Annotated in this window: 20 protein-coding genes; all 20 read right to left on the bottom strand. The window is 38.5% G+C overall.

The window, feature by feature from the left end; translation table 11 throughout:
* Positions 1-13: 13 nt before the first annotated feature.
* The 20 genes from SB028_RS14900 to tssK all read right to left on the bottom strand — a co-directional run bounded on the left by SB028_RS14900 (position 14) and on the right by tssK (position 24,680).
* Positions 14-3,370 (bottom strand): ImcF-related family protein, encoded by a 3,357-nt coding sequence (locus SB028_RS14900; RefSeq protein ID WP_318859654.1) that lies wholly within the window; start codon positions 3,368-3,370, stop codon positions 14-16.
* On the bottom strand, positions 3,357-4,490 hold the full coding sequence (locus tag SB028_RS14895) for a hypothetical protein (RefSeq protein WP_069369139.1): 1,134 nt from the start codon (positions 4,488-4,490) through the stop codon (positions 3,357-3,359). The genes SB028_RS14900 and SB028_RS14895 overlap by 14 nt, the downstream gene beginning before the upstream one ends.
* A 56-nt stretch (positions 4,491-4,546) precedes the next feature.
* Positions 4,547-6,985, bottom strand: a complete 2,439-nt coding sequence (locus tag SB028_RS14890; protein WP_318859653.1) for a DUF2235 domain-containing protein — start codon at positions 6,983-6,985, stop codon at positions 4,547-4,549.
* Positions 6,970-7,518 carry a DUF3304 domain-containing protein gene (locus SB028_RS14885; protein WP_318859651.1) on the bottom strand — a complete coding sequence of 183 codons (549 nt, stop codon included), beginning with the start codon at positions 7,516-7,518 and terminating at the stop codon, positions 6,970-6,972. The genes SB028_RS14890 and SB028_RS14885 overlap by 16 nt, the downstream gene beginning before the upstream one ends.
* Positions 7,503-8,030 (bottom strand): DUF3304 domain-containing protein, encoded by a 528-nt coding sequence (locus SB028_RS14880; protein ID WP_318859649.1) that lies wholly within the window; start codon positions 8,028-8,030, stop codon positions 7,503-7,505. Before SB028_RS14880 ends, SB028_RS14885 begins: the two co-directional genes overlap by 16 nt.
* Positions 8,031-8,080: 50 nt before the next feature.
* Positions 8,081-8,338 carry a PAAR domain-containing protein gene (locus SB028_RS14875; RefSeq protein WP_069368851.1) on the bottom strand — a complete coding sequence of 86 codons (258 nt, stop codon included), beginning with the start codon at positions 8,336-8,338 and terminating at the stop codon, positions 8,081-8,083.
* A 48-nt stretch (positions 8,339-8,386) separates the two neighbouring features.
* Positions 8,387-9,169, bottom strand: coding sequence for a DUF4123 domain-containing protein (locus SB028_RS14870; protein ID WP_069368852.1), 783 nt, complete (start codon positions 9,167-9,169; stop codon positions 8,387-8,389).
* Positions 9,162-11,561 carry a type VI secretion system Vgr family protein gene (locus SB028_RS14865; protein WP_069368853.1) on the bottom strand — a complete coding sequence of 800 codons (2,400 nt, stop codon included), beginning with the start codon at positions 11,559-11,561 and terminating at the stop codon, positions 9,162-9,164. Before SB028_RS14865 ends, SB028_RS14870 begins: the two co-directional genes overlap by 8 nt.
* A 122-nt stretch (positions 11,562-11,683) precedes the next feature.
* Entirely contained in the window at positions 11,684-14,356 is a 2,673-nt protein-coding gene (locus tag SB028_RS14860; RefSeq protein ID WP_069368854.1) for a T6SS phospholipase effector Tle1-like catalytic domain-containing protein, read from the bottom strand.
* On the bottom strand, positions 14,341-14,871 hold the full coding sequence (locus SB028_RS14855) for a DUF3304 domain-containing protein (RefSeq protein ID WP_069368855.1): 531 nt from the start codon (positions 14,869-14,871) through the stop codon (positions 14,341-14,343). The genes SB028_RS14860 and SB028_RS14855 overlap by 16 nt, the downstream gene beginning before the upstream one ends.
* Positions 14,856-15,386, bottom strand: a complete 531-nt coding sequence (locus SB028_RS14850) for a DUF3304 domain-containing protein (protein WP_318859643.1) — start codon at positions 15,384-15,386, stop codon at positions 14,856-14,858. The genes SB028_RS14855 and SB028_RS14850 overlap by 16 nt, the downstream gene beginning before the upstream one ends.
* Positions 15,371-15,901, bottom strand: coding sequence for a DUF3304 domain-containing protein (locus SB028_RS14845; protein ID WP_318859641.1), 531 nt, complete (start codon positions 15,899-15,901; stop codon positions 15,371-15,373). The genes SB028_RS14850 and SB028_RS14845 overlap by 16 nt, the downstream gene beginning before the upstream one ends.
* Positions 15,886-16,410: a DUF3304 domain-containing protein gene (locus SB028_RS14840; RefSeq protein WP_069367619.1), complete on the bottom strand. Its 525-nt coding sequence runs from the start codon at positions 16,408-16,410 to the stop codon at positions 15,886-15,888. Before SB028_RS14840 ends, SB028_RS14845 begins: the two co-directional genes overlap by 16 nt.
* The gene (locus SB028_RS14835; protein ID WP_069367620.1) at positions 16,395-16,925 is read right to left on the bottom strand and encodes a DUF3304 domain-containing protein; all 531 of its coding nucleotides are present in this window, start codon (positions 16,923-16,925) and stop codon (positions 16,395-16,397) included. Before SB028_RS14835 ends, SB028_RS14840 begins: the two co-directional genes overlap by 16 nt.
* Positions 16,910-17,440 carry a DUF3304 domain-containing protein gene (locus tag SB028_RS14830; RefSeq protein ID WP_077885087.1) on the bottom strand — a complete coding sequence of 177 codons (531 nt, stop codon included), beginning with the start codon at positions 17,438-17,440 and terminating at the stop codon, positions 16,910-16,912. The genes SB028_RS14835 and SB028_RS14830 overlap by 16 nt, the downstream gene beginning before the upstream one ends.
* 36 nt (positions 17,441-17,476) lie before the next feature.
* Positions 17,477-20,146 carry a type VI secretion system ATPase TssH gene (tssH, locus tag SB028_RS14825; RefSeq protein WP_069367621.1) on the bottom strand — a complete coding sequence of 890 codons (2,670 nt, stop codon included), beginning with the start codon at positions 20,144-20,146 and terminating at the stop codon, positions 17,477-17,479.
* A 299-nt stretch (positions 20,147-20,445) separates the two neighbouring features.
* Complete coding sequence (locus SB028_RS14820) at positions 20,446-20,937, bottom strand: Hcp family type VI secretion system effector (protein WP_023583757.1); 492 nt, start codon at positions 20,935-20,937, stop codon at positions 20,446-20,448.
* Between the two features lie 22 nt (positions 20,938-20,959).
* Positions 20,960-22,678 carry an OmpA family protein gene (locus SB028_RS14815; RefSeq protein ID WP_260665142.1) on the bottom strand — a complete coding sequence of 573 codons (1,719 nt, stop codon included), beginning with the start codon at positions 22,676-22,678 and terminating at the stop codon, positions 20,960-20,962.
* Positions 22,678-23,346, bottom strand: coding sequence for a type VI secretion system protein TssL, short form (gene tssL, locus SB028_RS14810; RefSeq protein WP_069367623.1), 669 nt, complete (start codon positions 23,344-23,346; stop codon positions 22,678-22,680). The genes SB028_RS14815 and tssL overlap by 1 nt, the downstream gene beginning before the upstream one ends.
* Positions 23,343-24,680: a type VI secretion system baseplate subunit TssK gene (tssK, locus tag SB028_RS14805; protein ID WP_069367624.1), complete on the bottom strand. Its 1,338-nt coding sequence runs from the start codon at positions 24,678-24,680 to the stop codon at positions 23,343-23,345. Before tssK ends, tssL begins: the two co-directional genes overlap by 4 nt.
* Positions 24,681-24,687 lie beyond the last annotated feature (7 nt).

The following is a 24,687-nucleotide window of genomic DNA, read 5'->3' as shown; positions in this document are numbered from 1 at the left end:
ATGTGTTTTTTATTTAATCCAAAAAGATCTTTTCTGGTAAAACAAAATTGCGTAGTTGCAAGAGAGCGATAGGACCTTCACCCATTTCAGTTCTTAAGGTGTAATTTAGTGATTGTCCGTTTAAGGTTTTCCAACTAACAGAATAACTGCTGGTACTCCCTGCATAAGGTGTAATTTGGGCATCTTCCAGTAAACGAATAATGCCCCAGACGCCACGATAATCACCATAAATACGCGTGCCTGTGTTTGTGGTTATCCAGCTCAGTGATGCCCCAGAGGCAACGGTATCCGCTGGCCAGACAAAACGCTGCCATTGGGGTTGCTGGTTATTGTAAAGAAGAGATTGTCTATCTATCATTAAATGCGTTTGCATAATGTTGGGTGAGGTACCTGGGCGTAATTCAAAGTAAAGACGTGCTTCACCATTCGCAAAAACAACATCCCCCAGATAGCTGAGTTTATCTAAGGCTTTTAAAAACTCGGGATTAAAGGTTAAGCCTTGGGCATTGGTGGTATCGGGTACCCAATGGGTGCCTTCTTTACGCAACACTCCGTTGAGATGGCTTTCAAGAAAACGCTGAATACGCCCATTATCAGGGCGTAAATATTGTGCCATTAAAGGTAATGAAATTTCACTTTGGGTATTTTTAAGGGGATAACGACCTCCAAAGGCGTTATTCCAGTCATTTACCACCGCATTGCGCCATTGCGTATTAATACCTTGCGACGTCGGCGCTAATAACTGCTGCCATGCTTGAGACATCGGTTGTACTAGCAGTGTCTGCCCAAAACCGCTCCACTCTTGACCAAAACTTGCGGCGATTAAGCTTCCGTAATCTTGCGTTTCGGATAAATCGACGGTTTTTCCTTCAAAAACACTTCGGGCTAAGGCTTGAGACATGGCTTGGGGGTCGGGGGCATTCACCACTTGTTGGAGTTTTAAGCGCACTCTTGTCACGCGAGTAAGATAGGCTTGTAAGCTCAATGCATCACTATTTTGTGCTGAAGATTGCGGATCAGTAAACGCCAATATCGGTGCAAAAACAGGCTCTAGAGGACCTGTGAATTCGGCTTTTTGGCTAATGACAGGTTGTTGCTCTTTGTTTAACAAGTCTTTGGCGGAATTCACAAAAGAGTCAGCTAATTTTTCTTGCTGACGACCCGTTTTACCTTGATAAGAAAGTGTATTCATTAGGGCGATAATAGGAGACTGTCTGACATCGCTCATTAATGTGAGTTGATCAATCGTATCGGATAAATTTTGTGTTTCTCGCCAGTGTAATCCGTTGAGAAAGCTTAACCAACTGCCTGAAAAATCATTAAAATAGCGTTCTGTCAGATTTTGTTGTAGTTTTTCGGGAGAGATATCAATATCGGTCTCTTTTTGTGTGTCACTTAATACCCAATCGATTTCTTCTCGTCTTTCATGAACTGCTTTTTTGATAGCAGGTTCAATCGATTCTTCCCACGCTTTACGTGTAAAAATCCCCGGTATGGTTTCAGAGGTACTGAGTAAGAAACTGACATCGGTATCACCGGTCATATCATCTAATGTCATCTCTGCGAAGTTATGCTGTGCCTGTTGTAAGATTTTTTGGTAAAGCGCAGATTCGCCATTACGTTGACCAATTTGACGAATAAGAATAGTGCGACTTCCAGCAACTAAAGTACGATTAGGCTTAATTATCCACTCCTCGTGATAAGGTAATTGAGAAGCATAGAAAGTTAATAATTCTGTGCCTAAGGTTTGCCATTCACCCTCTTTTAGATCTTCATTTTGATGCCAAATATTGAGTACACTTTCAGTAAAAAAAACCGGTTCGATACGAGAAGGTTCGCTCATCATTAAATAGGATTTTAATGCTTGATAAGCCGATTGAGCGCCTTCAATTCGCTCCGCACTTTCAGGAGGGAGCTGCATAAATGCTTGCAGATAAGATTCAAGATGATGCTGAGTTGAATCCCGTAATAATGGCAACATGGATTGGCTATAAACGGGCCACAGATGATTAAGCAATGCGTTATTACGACTTAATCCAAAACGTAGCCAAAATGGCACAGCGGTTTTTTCTCGGTGACTCAATAAGCCAAGAGTTTGTTGCAAGCCATATTGGGCTTGTAAGCGGGCAAGTTCAGATTGGTGATTGTCCGTTGCTAATTGCGCTTGTTGCTGACTTTGGGTAATTAATTGGCGATTCATAAAGTAAGAAACTACCATGCCAATGCCCCACAGCGTCATGGCGGTCGCCACAGTATATTGTAAAATACGTTTTGAATTTAAGCCTAAAGGTGAGGCTTTTAACTGATAAGGCAGTTGTGAATTTGCTGTAATGAGCGCTTTCCAATGGGAATTAGATGTCCACTGATTGGTTTTTGGTGAAATGGCTGAAACGTTATCGTTACCCGCCGTACTAAAGAGCACACCCGCAAACGGCAACGAGCGATAACCTGATAATAGTGGAGCCAAGTTATTGGCGAGTTTTTCACATCCTTCATACTGCAAAAAGCGGGCTAAAGCCAGTAAATAGGTCTGTGTTTGATTATGTAAGACTGCTTGTGTACCTTGTTCCACTAATGCAGGTAAAAGCGTTTTTAAGTCATTGGAAAGCGTTTCAGCCGTCGCCTTGAAAGGAGCTGAATAAAGCACGGTGGGCGTTTCATCTGTGGTTATTTCGCCGTTATTACTGATGTTCCAAAGCCAAATGGGGGCTTGCCAGCGCAATAGGCGAAAGAGCTGGTGGAAATAGCGGCTTGCGGTATCGGTGTTGGTCGAATTTAAGTGATTAAATAAGGAATGACCCAGCGGTTGTTGCGATAAATTATTTTCTGATACCCAAATAACGGCATCAAGTGGACGACGGCGACGTAGCTGTTTTAGATCTTGAATTAAATTTTCATCCATAGGTTGATGGATATCGCCACCATAGATAAGCAATGTGCCGTTACTTTCTTGCCAGATCTCCGTTGTTAGGTTGGGAGTGAGTTTTTCGATAGCAATGGGAGTGCCGATAAGGAGTATACGTATTAAATTTTTTGAATTACGTTGACCATATTGTTTAAATATATCATCAATAAATGAATTATTTTGTTTGTTTATTTCGGGTAACGTTTTTGTATTATATAAGAAAGGTTTGCTGAGTAATGGAATAACTTTCTTCCATCCATAAATAAAAAATGGAAAAGCTAATAATAAAGCTATCCAACTGGAAAAAGTAAAAAATATAATTTCTTTAGGTAAATAACTTGTTTTGAATATGTCATTACCAAAAAGATAATAAAGTATAGATAATGTAAAAAGGGATATTGTAAGAATAACAGCATAAATAATAAATAGATCCCGAGTTGAAGAAAGCTTATCATTGATTTTCATCTTTGAGAATAACCCCTGCTATATATTGATTATTATAATACCCAGAAATCCATCCGCAGCTATTAATAGCATTATCCATACAGTGTAGAACAGCAAATGAAATAGCAATAAATGGTGATGAACAAGTACTATCGCCGAAGTAATCTTGTACGATATTATCGATAGAATCGAGCGGTGTTGATAAAAAAGCATAAGATGCTTGAGTATTAATCGATATATTTATTTCTGGTGAATTTTCCAGCCCTGAATATTTCATTATTTGAGATGCTAACTCATTAGTGTTTTCATTATTTGATATTTCACAACGATGTAAATGGTAAGCATCTTTATTTGGAAATATTGTCCATAAAAAACCGGTTTCAGCCAATCTACCTGTATTGATGTCATCAAAAATATTAGAACCGCCAACAAGGTTGTAATGCTCTGACTTATAATGAAGATAGTAGTTATCAATAATAATATCTAAAGAATCTATTGAATCGATAAATATGGTTTTTAATGGTGGTAATATATGATGATCTTTTAGATGTTCAATAAATTTATTTAGACTACCTTGACTACCTTTCCAGTAAACATTATCTATTTTGATATTATCAATATTGTTTTCTTCAGTATTTATAAAGTGATTAGCTAGTAATTTAGCGATCATTTCTTCTCTGTTTTTTTTATCTCCGATGAGTGCTGAACAGGGAATGCACTCTTGCTCCTCCTCTCTTATAGAAGATGGAGGTATCGGTTTGTTTTTTAAAGCCTGACGCCATTTATATTGGTTTTCACCCAGAGAGCCAATAACAATTGAGTTTTTTATTGGTATTGAAGCACTATGGTATAACCACCATTTTTTACTGTCTTCATCAAATTGTTTTTTAAATAATTCATTGTTATGATTGTCTAATACTTTTAAAAATAAATAAATTAAAAATAAGAATGATGAAATAAAGATAGGAATGATAACACTAGAAAATAAAATAAAATATTTATTCTCTATTTTACTATTTGATAAAATAATATTAGTAAAAAAAAGAGAGAAACCAATAAATATAAATAACCACTTTAATAGTTTTTTCCAATTTATCGGTTTGTCTTGGGTAAATTCAGGGTAACGCGGAGGATATCTCACGATATATCTCCTGATTTTTTAGAGATAGAATTAAAATAAATGGGATTAATACTAATTTAAGCAATTGATAAGATTTTTTTAGTATCAATAACTTGAGTTAAACTATTTATAACACCTTCTGTTTTTTCAACAATAGATTGAGCTATGGCAATTGATTGTACAGGGCCCGCATTTTTAGTAGGTTTAACATCTTCAGGATTAAGGGGAAGTGCTAATCCTGTTATTGCATTTACTACTTCATATTCCATTGACATAACACCCAATGTGCCAGCAAAAACACCTAATCCATTTTTAATGTTCTTTTGTCTCACCATATATGCCATACCTCCAACAAATGTTGCTATGCCAATTACTTTTCCTGCTATTGCAACAGGTGATAAAAATTTATTAGTTTCACTGTCCGCATAAATCATTCGATAGCTAAAATAGCTTGCCCAAGGTTCTCTAGATTGTAATGCATCATGCATAAACCAAGCACGAGAATCATGAAGTTGATTATCAAATAAATCTCTTGTTAATAATTTCTCGGGATCTAGCGTATTGTTTTCTTTAAATAAAGGAAATCCATCACCTTTTTTATAAATATCATCACCACTTTTTTTCATATAAAAATATTCAGATTTTTCATCGTCAGTATTTAATAAGCACATTATATTTGTTAGTAAATTATCGATAGAAAATTGTTTCCAATTTCGAACTTCTCTTCGTTCATCATAATAGTCCGCTTTAAATTCTTCAGCGCCTTCTCTTAATTGTGTTTTACCTAGCATGGGCTCATAATGCGGAGGTCCTGCAAGATCTCCTGGTGAAATGGTGTCTGTACCATTTTTTATTTTTTCTTTTTGTTGTTTTTCTTTTTCATCTTGTTTTTCTTTCCATTCTTTTCTATCTGTCTTTATCTTTTCAGTACCATGCTGGACTGCATTTTTATAAAAATCTTGATTAAAAAGATTCATATCGGCATATCTATCAATACGCCAAGCCGTCATCCATGCCATCTGCTTTTCGACGATTTTTTCTAATGACATATTTGCACGGCAAGCATTGAAGCTTCCTGAGAAATTAGTAGTAGCTACTGGTGGTAACCCTAATGTAATTTTTCGCCAAGCATTAAAACGTTGAATTAGAATTGGGTTTATCTTGAATAATGATTGAACTTCTCTAGTAATACTTGCACTCATATAATCACCACTTCTGTTTTTTGGTGATTCCCCTATTATATTTAATGGTGATCCTACAAGAAATGCCGAAAGATAGAGATCATGTAAGACGATTTGTGAAACTAACATGGAAGGGTCTTCAAATGCCTTACCCTGATCGCCAACTTCATACCCTCCTCCAATATCAGAGTGAACACCAGGATAAACCACTTCTTCAATATCGGATATTTTAGGATAACGACCATACTTATTCCCATCAGTATTTTTATTATTCCCATCAGTATTTTTATTATTTCCATCAATATTTTTATTACTTTCAGATGTATCTGCTTTATTTTTTTCATTCTCCCAATCTGAAGGCCGTCTTACTGTATCTAGAGGAAAACAGAAACGTTGTTCATGGGCAGAAACAAAGTGACGACAGCATTTAATAAAGTTAGGAAAAACTTTTTCACTGGGGAGTTGCTGAGTACCATTTGCCCAATCCATATGACCCGAAAAGAAGGGCGCCAAGTGCACTATACCCACAGAGGGTACGGTATCTAAAATACCGATAAATTCGACTTTTACATCAATACCACATAATTTTTGAACAGGTTTATCGGCTCCTTCTGGGGTATCAAATAATTGCGTCACCCAATTAACAAAGGTTCTTGCTTCCGCCGCACCACGAGAGAAACCATAAACATAAAGTTTAATCGTTAATGTTTTAGGTTTAAGTTGTAATCCTTCAATAATCTCTTTTTTATTAACTAAAGAGTGGATAATGGCACGGCGACGACCTTTACCGCTAATAGGAAGATATGTTGGGGTTGCCATATCTTTTAAATACATTCTACATTCAGATAGCTCTAACCTCTTATTACCAGAAGCTACTCTTAATGTATTGGCTAACATTAATAATGCCCAATTAATACGATCCTCACCCCCTGTAGCATATTTTAAACCCGTATCAGTGAAGTTATATTCTGCTATTTCAGGAAAGGCGGTACCAACTCCAGGCATATAGTATTTAAAATACTCTCTTTCTTTTTTATTAGGATTATTTTCATCTTCATTGGTGGCTTCAAATAATCGCGTAATATTGGTGGCAGTTTTAGGCTCAGCCTTCATATCTCTATCTCGATTATTATTGGTGCCATCGAAAAAGAAACTGATATGTAAATTACGACAGCAATTATTTTTTACGCCAGCAAGGCTGGAACTATGATTTCGTTTCTCTTCTTCTCGTATTTTATAGTTATGTTCTATCTGTTGTTGTGTTAATTTTAATCGGCCTTTATCAGGGAAATGATTAGGTACCCAAACTGGTTCTGCTTTTATTTCTTCGAACATACGGCGGGCTCCTTCATATTATGAGGCTCATTAATCGGGTATTCAGGATCACCATAGCTATAGCAAGAAGTGGTGATTTTCACTTCGTCACAAGGTAAAAAATGGACATCGACCCCACACACTTCTTTATCATATTGCGGAATAGGCACCCAAGCTTCGTGGGTTGAGGTATTATCGCGCAGTTGTTGCTCCCAGCGATTATAGGCTTCGACTTGGTCAAAATCAGGTGCTGGTGGAAATTTTGTGGTATCCACCTTTTTCCATTGAATATGTGCGATTAAATTAGGGCGCCATTTTTCAGGGATCATCACACAACAGACCGTGCCGCCAATACTGCCGTAACCTTCATTAATTGAAAAACCTGAAATTTCAAATTGTGTGTGGTTATAGCCCTGAAGCCCGGCTCCCAAGATGGCGTTTTCTGGTTTTGCACCCCAAGAGCCCGCATTGGCACAACCGGAAAGGAAAAAAGAGATAATTAAGAGCGAGGCAAGTTTGGGGGAAATTTGCCAAAAGGTTATTTTTGGGGACATACAGCGGGCTCCTTCATATTATGAGGCTCATTAATCGGGTATTCAGGATCACCATAGCTATAGCAAGAAGTGGTGATTTTCATTTCGTCACAAGGTAAAAAATGAACATCGACCCCACACACTTCTTTATCATATTGTGGGATGGGTACCCAAGCTTCGTGATAGGTCGTATAGCGGTCTAATTCTTTTTCCCAGCGGTTATAGGCTTCTACTTGATCAAAATCAGGTGCTGGAGATAGTTTACTTTTATCGAGTTTTTCCCATTGAATATGCGCGATTAAATTAGGGCGCCATTTTTCGGGGATCATCACACAACAGACCGTGCCGCCAATACTGCCATAACCTTCATTAATCGAAAAACCGGTAATACTGTATTGCGTGTGGTTATAGCCCTGAAGCCCGGCTCCCAATATGGAGTTTTCCGGTTTCGCCCCCCAAGAGCCCGCATTGGCACAACCAGAAAGGAAAAAGGAATAGGCTAGAATTAATAATATTATTTTTAATTTAATCATATTACCTACTTTATATATTATAAAATAATAATGGAATATAAATAATTAGTTTATGATTTAATATTTATATCGGAAAGGGAACTTACTAAAGTACAACCACAAGCGCAATGATGTCCATCTAATGCAATGGCTTTTTTATTTATGATTGAATTTGTTGCTCCTTCCATAATTTTATTTTCACCATGTTTATTGCAAATAACAGAATCACCAATACAAGCTATAGGTTTTCCATATGCTAAGTTGCTTCCGGTCATCACTTGTCCACCATAAGGATTTAAAGTATCTCCAACTCTAATTATCTTTTTCATTTTATATTCTTTTTAAGTGTGAATTTGAAAAATAGTAATATGAATAATTTAATTCTTAACAGAGTGTTTGCGAATATATTCCTCTACAGTGCCTAAGTGGTCACTATTATTAGCTTGAATAGCAAGGTTATATAAGTGATTGAAATTTTCTTCTTGAGTTATGGATGTGTTATTAAATTCAGAATATGACCTTAGTTCTTCAGCATCACTAATACAGCCCAATTTATTTATTTGAGCATCATTAAACTGCATTATTGGAAAAGTATCATCCTCAATTTCTGGGTGATAACTGCCTAATAACCAACTCATATCATTATCTCTATCTAGCCAGCCCCAAATAAAAGTAATATCAGTAAATCTTTTTTTTTGTTCAGGTGTAAGAATATCTTTTATTAATGTTGGAAATACGCGTGTATCATAAAAACGAAGTAAACAAGATTTAAATCCCCATTCTACTTCTGCAAGAGAAAGTAAAAAAGTAGATAACATATTAAATGGAAGAGGGGATGATGTTATTAATAACCGAGGCTCTGAATAAAGCAATTCAAACAACTCTTCTAATAAAATTAAGTGTGTACTTTTATTCCATTCAATACGAATAAGCATAGGAGCTTGTTCTAAAAAACCTTCTTCCGGCATATTAGTGAAAAGCGAAAACCATCTAATATCATTATCCATCTTGATTAAAGCGGGAACGATGGGATTTTCTAACCCAGCTTGGTCAATAACAATATCGAGATAATCTAGATGTGTTTTTTCTGAGATCAATTTTAATTGTTTTATCCATTGATCCGTTATTTCTTTTGATGGGGATTGTAATGTATTATTCACGGATAGCGACTCCCATAGCATTTTCTTGGGCTTTCTTTAAACACTCTTTACAAACAGATTGAGGAAGGTCTGGTAATGGGAAATCTTCACTCGCTGGCTCACTCCAAATATGTTGTCCTTTGAGGCTTAAACGACTCGGTGTATGAATTTCAATTTGGCCATCAGGCATTATTTTAATATATCCACCGCCACAGCCTAAAGTAATTCCATTTTTAGCAGTTAATTGAATATGACCTTGAGTTGATTGTACTGTAATATCTTTAAGTGCCGTTGCTTCGAAGATATCGCCATGTGATTCTAATTCAAAAGGTCCTTTTCCAGAGACAATGCGTATTCCTTCTTTTTGAGACAACATCGAGATTTGTTGATATGCATTTACTGCTATTTTCTGTGTACTTGATAGGTGCATCTCACCTTTTGTTTGAGCATAGAGTGCTTCAACACTTTGCATAAGTAGTGTTTCATTGGTAACAATACCTATTCCTTCTGGTGCATGCATTAAAATAGAAGGTGATGCTAGTTTATCGGTATTTTTTAAAAGATTATCTAACCCTTCTTTTTCTGGTTGGAGATTGTGATGTGCTTGAGTAATTTCTCTGCAATCATCTAGTTGATTTATTGCACCTTTTACTAATGATATTGCAGGTTCCATTGCCAGCACTTCACCACCTGCTTTGGCTTGATTATCTGCACTAATAAATAACCCTTTACCTGCTCTTATTGCCCCCCAACTGTCAGTGCGTAATTCAAAACCTTCGCCACGTTTATCACGATTGGCATCAACAATATGCCCTAAATTTAATTGTGATTTACCACCATATTCAGTGCTGAGTTTGATATGTTCTTCACCGCGTTTATCTTCCATTCGCAGTTTGTTGTTTGCTGGGGTACGGATCACATTACGAGTGTTATTTCTATCCGTTACATGATCGGGATGACGCGAATCATGCAATGCATGGGCAATATAAGGTCGGTCCGGGTCGCCTTCATGAAAGGCGATAGCGACTTCAGTCCCTTGAATTAACGGAAAATGCATACCATAAGTGTCACCCGCATAGGGTTTTGCCAAACGTACTGGCATACTTTCGTAACCCATCGGTTTTTCGTCACGGTCGGCATCAAATTTTACCCAATAAAAACCGTCTTCATTTTGATGCGCATAAATATCGTTATCTTTAGCACTGGTAATGCGTGCAGTGAGTGTACCTGTGATAATTGGGCGAGGTTTAACGGTTGGACGCCAGCAAAGAGTTTCACTGTAAGGTATAGCGTTAAATCGGACTTGTAGTGCTTGTTCCCGACCACCGCTAAAGCGTAAGCGAGTGATTAAAATAGGGGATTGAAATACGGAAGGTAATGATGAAGGTATTGTGCTGTCAGTAATGGAAAGCACTTGTAGCGGTGATAAAAAGTCAGCATTACTTTCACCTTTTAAGCGCGTTTGACGGGTCAGAAAACGTTCATGATCAAGTCGTGCCCAAAAGTTGGCGGTTTCTGCTTCAGGGGTGAGTTTATCACCGCGGGCAAGGTGTCTTGCTTGATAATGATAAACTTCACCATAGTGAATATCATCTCCTTCACCACGAGTCATATCCGTTACTGCTGAAATCAAGGTGTCTTGTGCTTGTCGATGGTTGTAATCTTTGGTTAGTACATTTTGCTCGACTACTTGATGATGTAATGATAATCCCCATACACTTTCTTGGTAATTATCATTCATACCTGATGGGCTATTTAACGGCAGGGTTTTATCAAAGGTATAAGCACTTTGGCGATCGGCGAAACGGATCACTTCAGTTTGTGTTTGATCTTGCAAATAGAACGAATAAAAAATACCGACTTCACTTAATAGTCGTTCGATAAACTGGCGATCGCTTTCATTATATTGGTTGATTTGCTCACGTTTGGGATATTCATTTTTTAATGTAAATTCAAATTCCCAATCTTTAAAATTATGCTCACGTAAAATTTGACTAACGACATCAGGGACAGACTGATTGAGGAAGAAACGATGTGTGCGGATTTGATGGCGTAGTAAAGCAAATACGGGTTCAATCACTAATTGATAACGGGCTTCATCTACTGATCCAGATAAGCGCCGAAATTGTGTGATAACGCCGTGAACTTGTTTGGTGATAGGCTCTTTTGTGGCTAATTCCGCAATGCTATTGAGTGGGGGAGTAAACGAGAGTGTCGCACTACGACGTAACAGTTGTTGCGGTTGTAAATCCTGAGCTTGGCAAGTAAAGGTAATTTGATAATGGTAGGTATCACTAATCGCTTCACGACCCGTGAAATGTTCAACATCAAATAAAACATCACAACCTTGTACATTAAGGTGATAGCGATTTTGTCCGTTAAGTAGAGTCTGAGTTATTTTTTTTAAATTCATAGTTGAATATATAAACATATCCTGTCTGTTTATTATGAACAAACTTTCGATGTTTATCCTTGTGAAAGAGTTTTAATTGATATAACTAATTAAGAGGTAAAGGTGACTTATAATTACAAATATTATTTTTTAATAATTACTTGTAAATCTTGCATTGTGTTATTTAATTCTTTCTTTTTTTGTTTCTTAATAAGCTCTGATATTTGCTCAACTAAATAATGTGTTGGAGGCGGAAGCTGGGTGATATCCGTAGGTATTTCTTTTCCTGTCGATAAATCTAAAAATATAATTCCATATAAAGGTTTATATGCTATACCTAGTAAGGCTATATTATCTAAATAGCCATATATGCCTTCAGGTTGCATAATTAACTGCATAGATTTATTTGATTTATGACCAAAGTAGATCATTCTTGATAAAAAATAACTGCTAAAAGGTTCTCGAAGTCCACTCTCTGAGTGCATAAACCATGCGCGGGAATCATGTAGTTGATCATCAAGTAAACTAATAACCTTTTTAAGGTCTTCATCGTGAGTTATTTTTCTCATCGATAAAGATATTATTTTTCTAAATATAGTATTACTGATAGCTTTTAAACTTAGATATTCCTGCCTTTCATTTTGAGTTGTCGCCATGTAGACATATTTATCAGCAGATTGAAATGCTTTTAGTAAATTTGCTTTTGATATAACATCAGATGGAAAAGTAACTTCAGGATCATTTTTACAGTTTTCTAAATGTGTTTGGTATATTGATGAGCTTTCACCATGTACTTTTTTAAACCATTGTGCTTCTTGTTGACATTCAGTTCTTGACCTTTGATTAATTTTAATTAGAGGTTCTGGTCTGGTCACTCCTTTTAAATCTTCTAATTCAAATTTAAATTCTAAAGAGGCTTCCCATAATTGCCCTCTGGCATTTGTTGCATCAAAAAGTGGAGGCCCCATATTTTTATCGCTTGGTTTCCAATTAGAAAGGTCAGTTATTGCCTTTTTTTCTTCATTTCTGAGTGATGTTTTTTCAGCGATATCTTTTGCTTTTTTCTCATATTCTAGAGCTAACACAGCTGTAGCTTGTCTTGAAAATTTAGCATCATAAGGTTCGACTGAAATGTCAGAGTGTTGTGGTGCCTGTGTAAAAAAGGGTTGATGCGTTAAATTATTTTCGTCACTTTGTTCTGAGCCATAGCGACCAATTCTCCACGCTGTGATTAAAATAAGCTGAATTTCCATCACATATTCTAAAGTGCTCGTTATAAAACGTGGAGGTATAAAACATAATGTCTTATTAGTCGTATTATGAGATAAGACGGATTGCTCCGGTAGAGTATAGGCTCGCCAAGAGTTAAATTTATCTACTAAATTTTCTGATATTGTAAATTCCTCTAGTGTATCAGCAGACATTATCCGAAAAAAATATTCATTTTTAATTTCTGGTAATTGTATAAAAATATCTTCTCTAATCGATAACGGTGCTCCTGCATCGATTGCCGCTGCATACATATCATGTAATGTGATTTGTGATAATAACTCTTCACTACCATTTATTGCCTTACCTTGGTCTCCAGGTGGGTAACCTCCACCAATATCAGAGTGTACTCCTGGGTAAATAACTTCAACAGAATTCGGGGGATAATGACCTTCAGGTGTTCGAATTGAGTCAACAGTAAAACATTGTCTTTGTTCATGGGCAGCAACAAGATGACAAATATTTTTGACAAGTGATGACTTTGGCAATTGTTGTGTACCACTTGCCCAACCATTATGCCCTGTAGCACCAGGAACAACATTAGCTAATCCCACCGCAGCAACAGTGTCAAATAAACCTAGAAATTCAACGGAAACAGGTAAACTATAAATGGTTCCCAAAGGACACGGTTTTTTCCATGCGTGAGGTAACTCTTCAAAATGATAATTTAAAAATTGATTAAGCCAGTAAACAAAAGTGCGAGCCTCTGCTGCACCTCGAGAAAATCCATAAACATAAATTTTTAACGCAACAATATGCGGTTTTACTTTAGATATTTTCCATTTTAGCGGTTTAAGTAAATCATTTAGCGGTTTGACGGGATTATAGGTTTTATTAAATTTACTGTATGCGGAACCAACGATTAATCCTAGGCTACCCATAGCGGTGGCTCCAGTCGCACCATAAAAAGTATCAGTAGAGTCTAGATCGGTATTTATCATTGATTCAAAATTTAAATCAGTACTCATTTCTTTAAGTAAGTCTCGTTTATCTGCTAAAGAGAGCCCGTTGCCTGTTACTGCATGGTAAATTGCATCACAAACTTGAATTAATCCCCAACTTATTCGAGCTTCACCACCTGTTGCAAAAATTAAGCCATCAGAATAGTATTCATCTGTACCAATATCTGGAAAAGGGGTACCAACGCCAGGAATATAATAACTATAGAAACCCTTATTCTTAACTTCATTCTTTTCAGGAGAAGAAGCATGATAAAATTTAGCAACATTAGAGGGATGAGGTGGAATTGATGCTTCAGTATCATTGTAATTGTTATTATTAGTACCATCAAAAAACAAACTAACATGTAATGTTTTACAACATAATGCTTTTTTTTGTATTTTCGCGTTTTGATAATACTCTTTTTCTTTATTTGTTAGTTTTTCATGATTAGCACGAATTTGTTCTTTTGTGAGCGCTAAGCGCCCTTTTTGAGGAAATAGAGGCGGAGCCCAGCAAGGCTCACCTTGTGATCTTATGGTTGAAATAGCGTTAGTGGCTTCTGTTTCTATCGTTTCAATAAAAATGGAGTTTACTTGCTTGGACATATTTCTGGCTCCTCCATATCATCGGGTTCATTGACAGGGTAGTCAGGGTGTCCCCATGATTTACAAGACAGGGTAATTTTGACTTCTTGACAGGGAAGAAAATGCACTTTGACATCACAAGGGTCGTCATACTCAGGAATTTCTACCATTTTGCTATAACGACGATAATTAGCTTTATGTAATCTCATATATTCTTTGTAGTAAGGATCGTTAAACTCAGGAATATCACCGGGGTAAGCATCGGGATCGACTTCCCATTCCACTTTGACCCATTGATTCGGCGTCCACTTTGCCGGTACGACAATGCAACAGGTTCCGCCACCGCCTTTGCCATAATAACCATTAACCTTAAACCAATTTACCGAAGTGCCTTTGACATGGTTAAACCCGTGTAAATTTCCGGCAAGGTAGTCATCTTTGGGTTTTTTCTTGGGGAACAGCAGTGAGCTTACTGCGATAATGGCAAGAATAACGCCAGCAACAATCACTTTTTTACGAGTTATTTTTTCGAGCATACTGCAGGCTCCTCCATTTTTGTTGGAATAGTAATCGGATAATTAGGGTTTCCCGGGGAATAACAAGATAATGTGATCCGAACTTCTTGGCAGGGAAGAAAATGCACTTTGACATCACAAGGGTCGTCATACTCAGGAATTTCTACCATTTTGCTATAACGACGATAATTGGCTTTATGTAACCTCATATATTCTTTGTAGTAAGGATCGTTAAACTCAGGAATATTACCTGAATAAGCATCGGGATCGACTTCCCATTCCACTTTGACCCATTGATTCGGTGTCCACTTTGCCGGCACGACAATGCAACAGGTTCCGCCACCGCCTTTGCCATAATAACCATTAACCTTAAACCAATTTACCGAAGTGCCTTTGACATGGTTAAACCCGTGTAAATTTCCGGCAAGGTAGTCATCTTTGGGTTTTTTCTTGGGGAACAGCAGTGAGCTTACTGCGATAATGGCAAGAATAACGCCAGCAACAATCACTTTTTTACGAGTTATTTTTTCGAGCATACTGCTGGCTCCTCCATTTTTGTTGGAACCGTAATCGGATAATTAGGGTGCCCCGGGGAATAACAAGATAATGTGATCCGAACTTCTTGGCAGGGAAGAAAATGCACTTTGACATCACAAGGGTCGTCATACTCAGGAATTTCTACCATTTTGCTATAACGACGATAATTAGCCTCATGTAACCTCATATATTCATCGTAGTAAGGATCGCTAAACTTGGGAATATCACCGGGGTAAGCATCGGGATCGACTTCCCATTCCACTTTGACCCATTGATTCGGCGTCCACTTTGCCGGCACGACAATGCAACAGGTTCCGCCACCGCCTTTGCCATAATAACCATTAACCTTAAACCAATTTACCGAAGTGCCTTTGACATGGTTAAACCCGTGTAAATTTCCGGCAAGGTAGTCATCTTTGGGTTTTTTCTTGGGGAACAGCAGTGAGCTTACTGCGATAATGGCAAGAATAACGCCAGCAACAATCACTTTTTTACGAGTTATTTTTTCGAGCATACTGCTGGCTCCTCCATTTCTAATGGTTCTTTTATTGGATATTCGGGAAGCCAAGGGGAATAACAAGACAGGCTAATTTTTACTTCTTGGCAAGGAAGAAAATGGACTTTGACACTACAAGGCTCATCGTATTCGGGGATTTCAACCATTTTTTGATAGTGGCGATAATTGGCTTTGTGTTTTTTCATATATTGGCGAAATTCATCAGTACCTAAAGGTGGCGATTTATCTGAATACGCATCAGGATCGACTTCCCATTCCACTTTGACCCATTGATTAGGTGTCCATTTTGCGGGCACCATAATACAACAAGTATCATTGGCACTTTGGGCATAATAGCCATTGACTTTAAACCAATTCACCGCAGTGCCTTTCACATGGTTAATACCACTCATACTACCGGCTAAATATTCCACTTTTGGTTGTCGGATAAAGAGAAAATAGACAGCAAGAAGAGTAATGATTATCCCAACAAACATGAGTTTTTTGCGGGTTAATTTTGTGGACATATTGCAGGTTCCTCCATAAAGCTAGGCTCTTTAATGGGATAATCAGGGTGATTAGTCGCATAACAAGACAGGGTGATTTTTACTTCCTGACAAGGGAGAAAATGGACATCCATACTGCAAGGTTCGTCATACTCGGGAATTTCAACCATTTTTTGATAGTGGCGATAATTGGCTTCGTGTTTTTTCATATAAGCATCAAATTTGGGATCTGTCACCCCCGGTGAATCTGTAGGGTATGCATCAGGATCGACTTCCCATTCCACTTTGACCCATTGATTCGGCGTCCACTTTGCCGGCACGACAATGCAACAGGTTCCGCCACCGCCTTTGCCATAATAACCATTAACCTTAAACCAATTTACCGAAGTGCCTTTGACATGGTTAAACCCGTGTAAATTTCCGGCAAGGTAGTCATCTTTGGGTTTTTTCTTGGGAAACAGCAGTGAGCTTACTGCGATAATGGCAAGAATAACGCCAGCAACAATCACTTTTTTACGAGTTATTTTTTCGAGCATACCGCAGGCTCTTCCATATCATCAGGTTCATTGACAGGGTAGTCAGGGTGTCCCCATGATTTACAAGACAGGGTAATTTTGACTTCTTGGCAGGGAAGAAAGTGCACTTTGACATCACAAGGGTCGTCATACTCAGGAATTTCTACCATTTTGCTATAGCGACGATAATTGGCTTCATGCTGTTTCATATATTGACGAAATTCATCAGTACCCAAAGGCGGTGCTTTACCTGAATAAGCATCAGGATCGACTTCCCATTCCACATTGACCCATTGATTGGGCGTCCATTTTGCCGGCACAACAATGCAACAGGTTCCGCCACCGCCTTTGCCATAATAACCATTAACCTTAAACCAATTTACCGAGGTGCCTTTGACATGGTTAAACCCGTGTAAATTTCCGGCAAGGTAGTCATCTTTGGGTTTTTTCTTGGGGAACAGCAGTGAGCTTACTGCGATAATGGCAAGAATAACGATAACCACCATGACTTTTTTACGGGTTAATTTTGTGGGCATACTTAGGTTTCTCTATTCCTTGATGATATGCCTTAATCAATGTGACAATTCATCACTAAAACTCAACGTAATACCCTCTTCTTCATTAAAGCCTAAAATGACATATTGTGATTTTTCAGCACAGGCTTGGCGCAAAAGAAGTTGTTGGCTAAGGATGGGGAGAATTTGTTGATTAAGCAGACTATCGATATTGCGAGCACCTGTATCAGGAAGTAGGCATGCATCAACAATGGTGTCGTAAAGAGCTTCTTCTACAACACCAGTTAAACGATAGTGTGTATAAAGACGTTTAAGTACGCCGTTTAGTTTCATCTCAACAATCGTGCGTAAAGCCGTTGCATCTAAAGGACGATAAATCAATGTTTGAAAACGCGCTAATAACGCAGGTTGGAAATGATCGCGTAAAATAGGGCGTAGTGTTTCTTGCAAATCACCATCGGTACTTTGTGGTGCTTCTTCTAACTGTTGCATTAAATAATCACTGCCTAAGTTTGCAGTCATTAAAATAACCGTGTTACGAAAATCAATTTCACGTCCTTCACCGTCACGCATAAAACCGCGATCGAAGACTTGATAGAAGAGGTTTAAAACATCACGATGTGCTTTTTCAACTTCATCAAGTAATACAATACTGTAAGGGCGTTTTCTGACTGCTTCCGTTAATACACCACCTTGACCGTATCCCACATAACCTGGAGGAGAACCTTTTAATTGACTGACCGTGTGAGCTTCTTGATATTCAGACATGTTAATTGTGATTAACGATTTTTGACCACCAAACAGACATTCCGCCAGTGCAAGTGCGGTTTCTGTTTTACCAACGCCACTAGGTCCCACTAATAAAAAGACACCTTGAGGCCCATTTTCAGACACTAATCCGGTTCTTGATGCTCGTAAACGCTGAGCTAATGCGAGTAAAGCGCTGTCTTGACCAATGACATATTTTGATAAGTTACTTTCTAACTCTAATAAACCAATTTGTTCATCTTTAAGTAGGCTTGAAAGGGGAACGCCTGTCCAGTCTGCAATGACTGTCGCTACGGTACGAACATCGACATCAGGGTTTAAAAGTGGTGCTTCTTGTTGTAATTGTGAAAGTTGTTGCTGTAACTGTGCTGACGTTGCGGTATTTTCGGGATCTTGTCTGCTTTCAATTAACTGACAGATCATCTCTTTTTCTTGTTCGAAGCGCTGTTCTAGTGTTTCGAGTTGAAGAGCTAATTGGGCATCTTGAGAAGATAAGTCAGATAATTTTGTTTGATTAGTTAAATTGCCAATAGTGATATCATCTAGGATCGCTTTTTGTTCTAGTTCAAGTGCATAGCGTTTGGCTTTAATGCGAGTGAGTTCTTCTGGTAAGGTGTCTAAACTCATGCGAATACGCGCACTGGCGGTATCAAGTAAATCAACGGCTTTATCAGGAAGTTGGCGGCCTGTTAAATAACGACGTGATAACGTTACGGCGGCTTTTACTGCATCATCAGTAATGTGTACGCCATGATATTTTGCATAACGAGATTTTAATCCTCGTAACATTAAAAAGGCTTTTTCATCATCAGGTTCGTCAACTTTAACGATTTGAAAACGGCGCTCTAATGCGGCATCACGCTCAAAATATTGTTTGTATTCCGACCAAGTGGTTGCCGCGATGGTACGTAATTCACCACGTGCTAATGCCGGTTTTAATAAGTTGGCGGCATCCGCGCCACCGGCTTGATTACCAGCACCTATGATTGTATGTGCTTCATCAATAAAAAGTAGAATTGGGGAAGGTGATTGTTGAACGGCATCAATAACATTTTTTAGTCGTTGTTCAAATTCACCTTTTACGCCCGCTCCTGCTTGTAATAAACCTAAATCTAGAGTGCGTAATGAGGTAGTTTGTAAACTGATAGGGACATTTTTTTCAGCAATACGTAACGCTAATCCTTCAACCAGCGCAGTTTTACCGACACCGGGCTCACCAACAAGAATAGGGTTGTTTTTACGTCGACGGGAGAGAATATCAACCATTTGGCGAATTTCATCATCTCGACCAAATACGGGGTCAATTTCACCTAGGCGTGCTTTTTCTGTCACATCAATCGTAAATTTATTTAATACTGCTTGTAGAGCTTCATTTAGTGTATGACCAATAATGGCGTTGTCAGAGGTAGTTGAAGGTTGATCGTTTTTTTCGTGGTTTATATTATTTTCAGCAGTGTGATTATGCACCGCAAGTTGTTGAACTTCAGGTCTTTCATCTGATTGGGCATCAAGTAAAGGTCTTAATCGTTGTAGTTGTGTTTCACCTAATGTCATTAAAGGCCATAGGGTATCTAATTGAACTAATGTTGGATGGCGAGTCATCGTTGTAAGTAAATGGACACTACGAATTTGTTCGATATCTTCATCAAGAGAAGCAATTACCCATGCATTTTTAATCAGTTCTAATAAGGGCTTGGATAATCGAGGTTGGCTGCGTACAGTGCGGGGCAAGTTATCAATTGCGTCAAGTAAGTCTTGCCAAAGTGCGGATAAATCCCATTCATAGCGACGAGCTAAAACAGTGATATCACTTTCACCTAGCTCTAGAATTTTTAATAACCAGTGCTCAATAGTCACTTCTGCATGAGCTCGAGTTTGGCATAATGATGCCGCAGCTTCGAGTGCTTTTGCACAATAAGGATTTAACCGACGCAATAGCATGATAGATTGATTTTCCATGTTTTCTCCCAGTAATGAAGTCCCTATTGAGGGGATTTAGGTACGCTACCGCCCTTAGCCATAGACCGAGGCTCATAAGGTCATATTCTTCATATTTCAAGTTTCAAGTTTCAAGTTGTAGCGTTGTTGACTGCACTCACTCGCACTAGTCACATACTTTTGTATGTTCTTAGTGACTCATTCACTTGTCGCCTAGCTACACCTTGAACTATTTAGAGTATTTGTTCGTTGTGCTTTAAATAGTGTTGTAATTTAAATATTTTTAAAAACAGGCGGTTAACCGCCTGTTTGCTTTAGTTTTACGCAGTAGCGCGTTCATTCCATGAATCTGAATGAATGATATTTCCGTCTTTGTAAGTCCAAGTGATTTTTTCGTAACGCAATTCAACTTCTTCAAGGTGATTGTGTTTCTCTTTGGTTGGATCTTTGATGTTGTGCATCTTAGGCGCCACTTTTACGACTTTGACGTTTTCAAGTGTGGTGTTGAAATATTCAACTTCTTGACCCGCGTCATCGATGCGATACCACTTAAACTCTGCCTTTTTTAAGGTTTGTCCCGTTGTTACTGCCTTGTACAAATACGGGCTAGAGGCATCGATTTCTTTAACGAAGATAAATGGAGTATGGATACGTGTACCGGTTAATTTGCCAGTATTGTTATCTGTTGGAATGTATAAGTTGTGATCTTGAGCGACGACTTCAATGCTGCCTTCACGATCTTGAACATTAACAGAGCCTTTGATATCCGCATTACCGTCATCTTTTAACCAGAGGTATACAGGAATAGCCATAATTACATCTCCTTTCTAAGGTTTAGTTGCCACCATCCTTCAGTGGCGTAAGGTCATCAGCTAATACCTGACAAGCATCAGCTTGAGGTATCAGGCGAATTTCAACTCGACGATTACGAGCTCGACCATCAAGTGTTGAGTTATCTGCAACAGGCTGATGCTGACCATATCCTTGCACTGCAAAACAAGATGGTGCGATATCACTGGTTTTGATCATCCAATCACGCACGGCTTCAGCTCGTTTAAGTGAAAGTTTTTGGTTTAAATCGGGGTTGCCTGTGTTGTCGGTGTACCCAGAAATAACAATTAACCAACCTGGCTTGGCTTTTATATTGATAAGCGCATCAACAAGTACTTTGGTCGCCTCATTTTTTAATTCATATTGACCAGAAGCGAAGAGAGCAAGACTATCTAACGTCACCATTTCAGGCGCTTCTTGCATGATGATAGGTGCTGGTGGTAATGGCGGAGCCCATGAACTGAGCAAGGCGTGTAAATAAGGTAAGATGTTATTGCCTTGATATAACGCTAAAGAATAGCGAGCAGGAATACCTTCTCGTTGCCAATGAGAGAGGAAGGTTGCATCTGAAAGTAACTGTTGATAAGCCACTTTTTTAGGCTCTAAATTTTCATCAGTAATACTTTTAAAGTGATGAATATCATTACCGATATCATAAATTAACTGTTTATTATGATGATAACTTCCTGATATTGCCCCAATAAGAAATAACCCACAGATCATTCCAACAATACCAATGGTCGTTTCTATTTTTAGTAAATTGACATCGTGAGCGAGCTTATCAATCACAATGTCTGGTAAAGGTAATTCGTCGTGATGATTTGATTTTTTTGTAATAACTGGAAATAAGGTGGTTTTATGGTGAATAAATTGAGCCCAACTGTTATCTGAAAGGGTAGGAACAGTCGTAAATTGCATTGTCCAAGCAACAGGAATAAGACTTGGAGCACCTGATTGAGTAACCGTAAACAGAGGAATAAATTCACTTTTTAACCAAGCCAATAATTGGTCAAGCCAGAGCGCCATAGTGAGTTGGTTTTCAGTTTGCTCTCTATTTTGTAATAGCCATGTTGAAATAGGTTGAGTTGCTAGATCATCAGAGATAACAACTAACTCAGATTGACCATTTAAATAGGTTATCCAGGGTGTTGTGCCATCAAAATGTGAATTGAGAGAATTAACGGGAGAATTAAGATAAAGCGCCACCCAAAAAGGTAATGCCTTACCTATTTTTTTATTGTTTTCATGGATAGCCCGACGCCAATTAAGTATTTCGTGAGTAATTTCTTCTTGCTGTAAGTGTTGTTCAGGTAATAAGGCATATAACACTGATAATTGGCGTAATTGTAAAGGCGCAATATCAACGATATGTTGAGTGATGCTGAGCAAATCCATTGGAGAAGAGGCACAGATATACCAACCTTTAGCTGTCTCTCGGTACGTCTGATTTTCATGAAAAAGCGCTTGTGATTGACCACAAACAATAATGACAGCGCCATGATAATTATCAGGAGGGAGCAGGTTTGTAAGTGCATCCTCAAGGTAGGGAGCACCTTTGTGTTGACGGAAAAACCAGACACATAAAGTGAGTGTGACGAGACAAATAAAGGCGGTCAGAAAAAAGGATATCTCTTTACCCAAAGACCAAAATCCCCAAAGCAGCCACAGTAATAAGATTGCTGAAAACAATGTAATACACTGTTTTATCCTGTTTTTTTGCATCACTTTCCTTGAATTACCCATTGTTGAAGTAAATTTTCTAATGACACAGAAAAGCCCCACCACAGCATTGCTATCACCACAATCCCGCCAAACCAGCCTAACCAATAAATATGGCGACGATTTATTCGATGCTTGGGTTTCATCACTAAAGGTAAATCACTAGATAGTGCATAGGCGGGAAGTTGAGTATTGAGTAGTTCAATAATTTGTTCACGTTCAGGCGCATCGGTTTGGCGATATTTACCCACAAACCCTAGCGTGATCACACGGTGAAAACAGATAAGTACATCCTGGTTGGGCGCCGGTTCATTTAATAGATTACGCAACCTATCCCATAATTTGTCACCAGCTTCTAATGTATTGAAATACTTGGCTTGTAGCGGTGATTGTATCCACTGTAAGTAACCGTCATCACGCTCAGTACGATTCATCACGCTTTCATCAATTAAAGCGCATTGCGCATAAAGCATGTTTTCGATGGCAGATTGGGAATAGCCTTTTTCTGTGAGTTGTTGGCGCGTTTTATCAATATGTTCACAGACGCGCCGATAGAAGGCTTTGCCATCAGTAATTTCAGCACCTTGGCGTAGCTGACAAACCATTAACCAAGTATCAGCAAAAAGCATATCAATCATGTTATTTTTAGCTGTTCTTGTATTCGTTATCATGAGCGAAGTACCGCAAAAAGTTCGAGCTGAATTTCACCTAAGGTTCCTGGTACATAAAAAGCACAGTGCCCCGAAGAGAGCATGGCTTGACCAGCAGAGTTATTGAGTTCAAGAGCAAAATAATGATTTTCTAAACGCAGAGGGATAGCAGCAGGAACATGTGTTAAAGGTTGTAATGGAATACCGTTAAGTGCAACGTTAACCACACTAGCAACATCGTCATTACTACCGGCTTTACAAAGCAATGGAAATTGAGTGATCAACAAATGAGCGGGTAATGTAGAACGCACTGAAAGATAGAAATCAGCCCCTTCGCGTAGACGAGGATCATGCAATTCACCACGCCAGAATGGCCCTTCTTTATCAAGCGCAATACTAATTACGCGTGAAGGTAAACTCGCTTCTAACAGGGTATTCAGTAAGCTAAATAAAGGTGGAAAAACCTGTTCAGGGAATGCGTGTTGATAAAGCGGAATATCACTATTTTCATGATCGAGTGAAAATGTCAGTAATGCACCCGCGAGACGTACTAATTCACGATAAAGAAGCTCAGGGTGACGTCCCATTGATGAGAGAAATTCAATTAATACAGGCTCTGCACTGTTAATCGCATTGAGTAGCCAAAAGAGCGAGACATCAGCAACAGCAAAATCAGCCATTTGCTCATTATTTTCGCGACGCATAGTCATTAAACGACGACGTTTTGCGACTAAGCGATGCATAAATTCTGAAAATAAGGTCGTTAATTCATCGCTCGCACTACAACTTAATAGTGGGGGAATAAAGTGTTTATCTATTTCCCATGCACCTTGGGCATTGCGGATTAAGCGAGCGACGGGACAAGTCATGTATGCGCTATTTTCTTCATGAGCATAACGCAAAGTGATGCTGTGTCTTAACACCGCGATATCCGTTTGTTCTTGACCAATTAAATCTTGTACTTTTATCCACTCCTGATAGAACGGTTGTGGTCTATCAGAGCGCCCTTCTTGCATAAGATTACCTCCATTAGCTTGCAATAGAGGTAATGCGAGAACGATATCAAGAGTTTGATGTTGCGAGTAATGGCTAAGCTCATTGACTGGCGGTAAGTTGTCTGCCAGCGTTGTATCAATCAATGTGCCATCAGGAAAACGAACGATAAGTTTTTGTGCGCTAAGACGTGAGATAGTTAAGGCGCTTTCATCAAATTCGGCACAAATAACGCCCCATGCTGATGCAATCGTCATATTGGCGATGGTGCTAATGAGATAGCTATCCCATCTTGCTTGTTGTTGAAATTGCTGAGGAGCCAAAAAGGCCCCATCACTCCAGAGGGGGCGGTATATTTTCATCCGTGCT

This window comes from Proteus vulgaris (assembly GCF_033708015.1).
GTDB lineage: Bacteria > Pseudomonadota > Gammaproteobacteria > Enterobacterales > Enterobacteriaceae > Proteus.
This window is presented reverse-complemented; position numbering and strand designations above follow the sequence as displayed.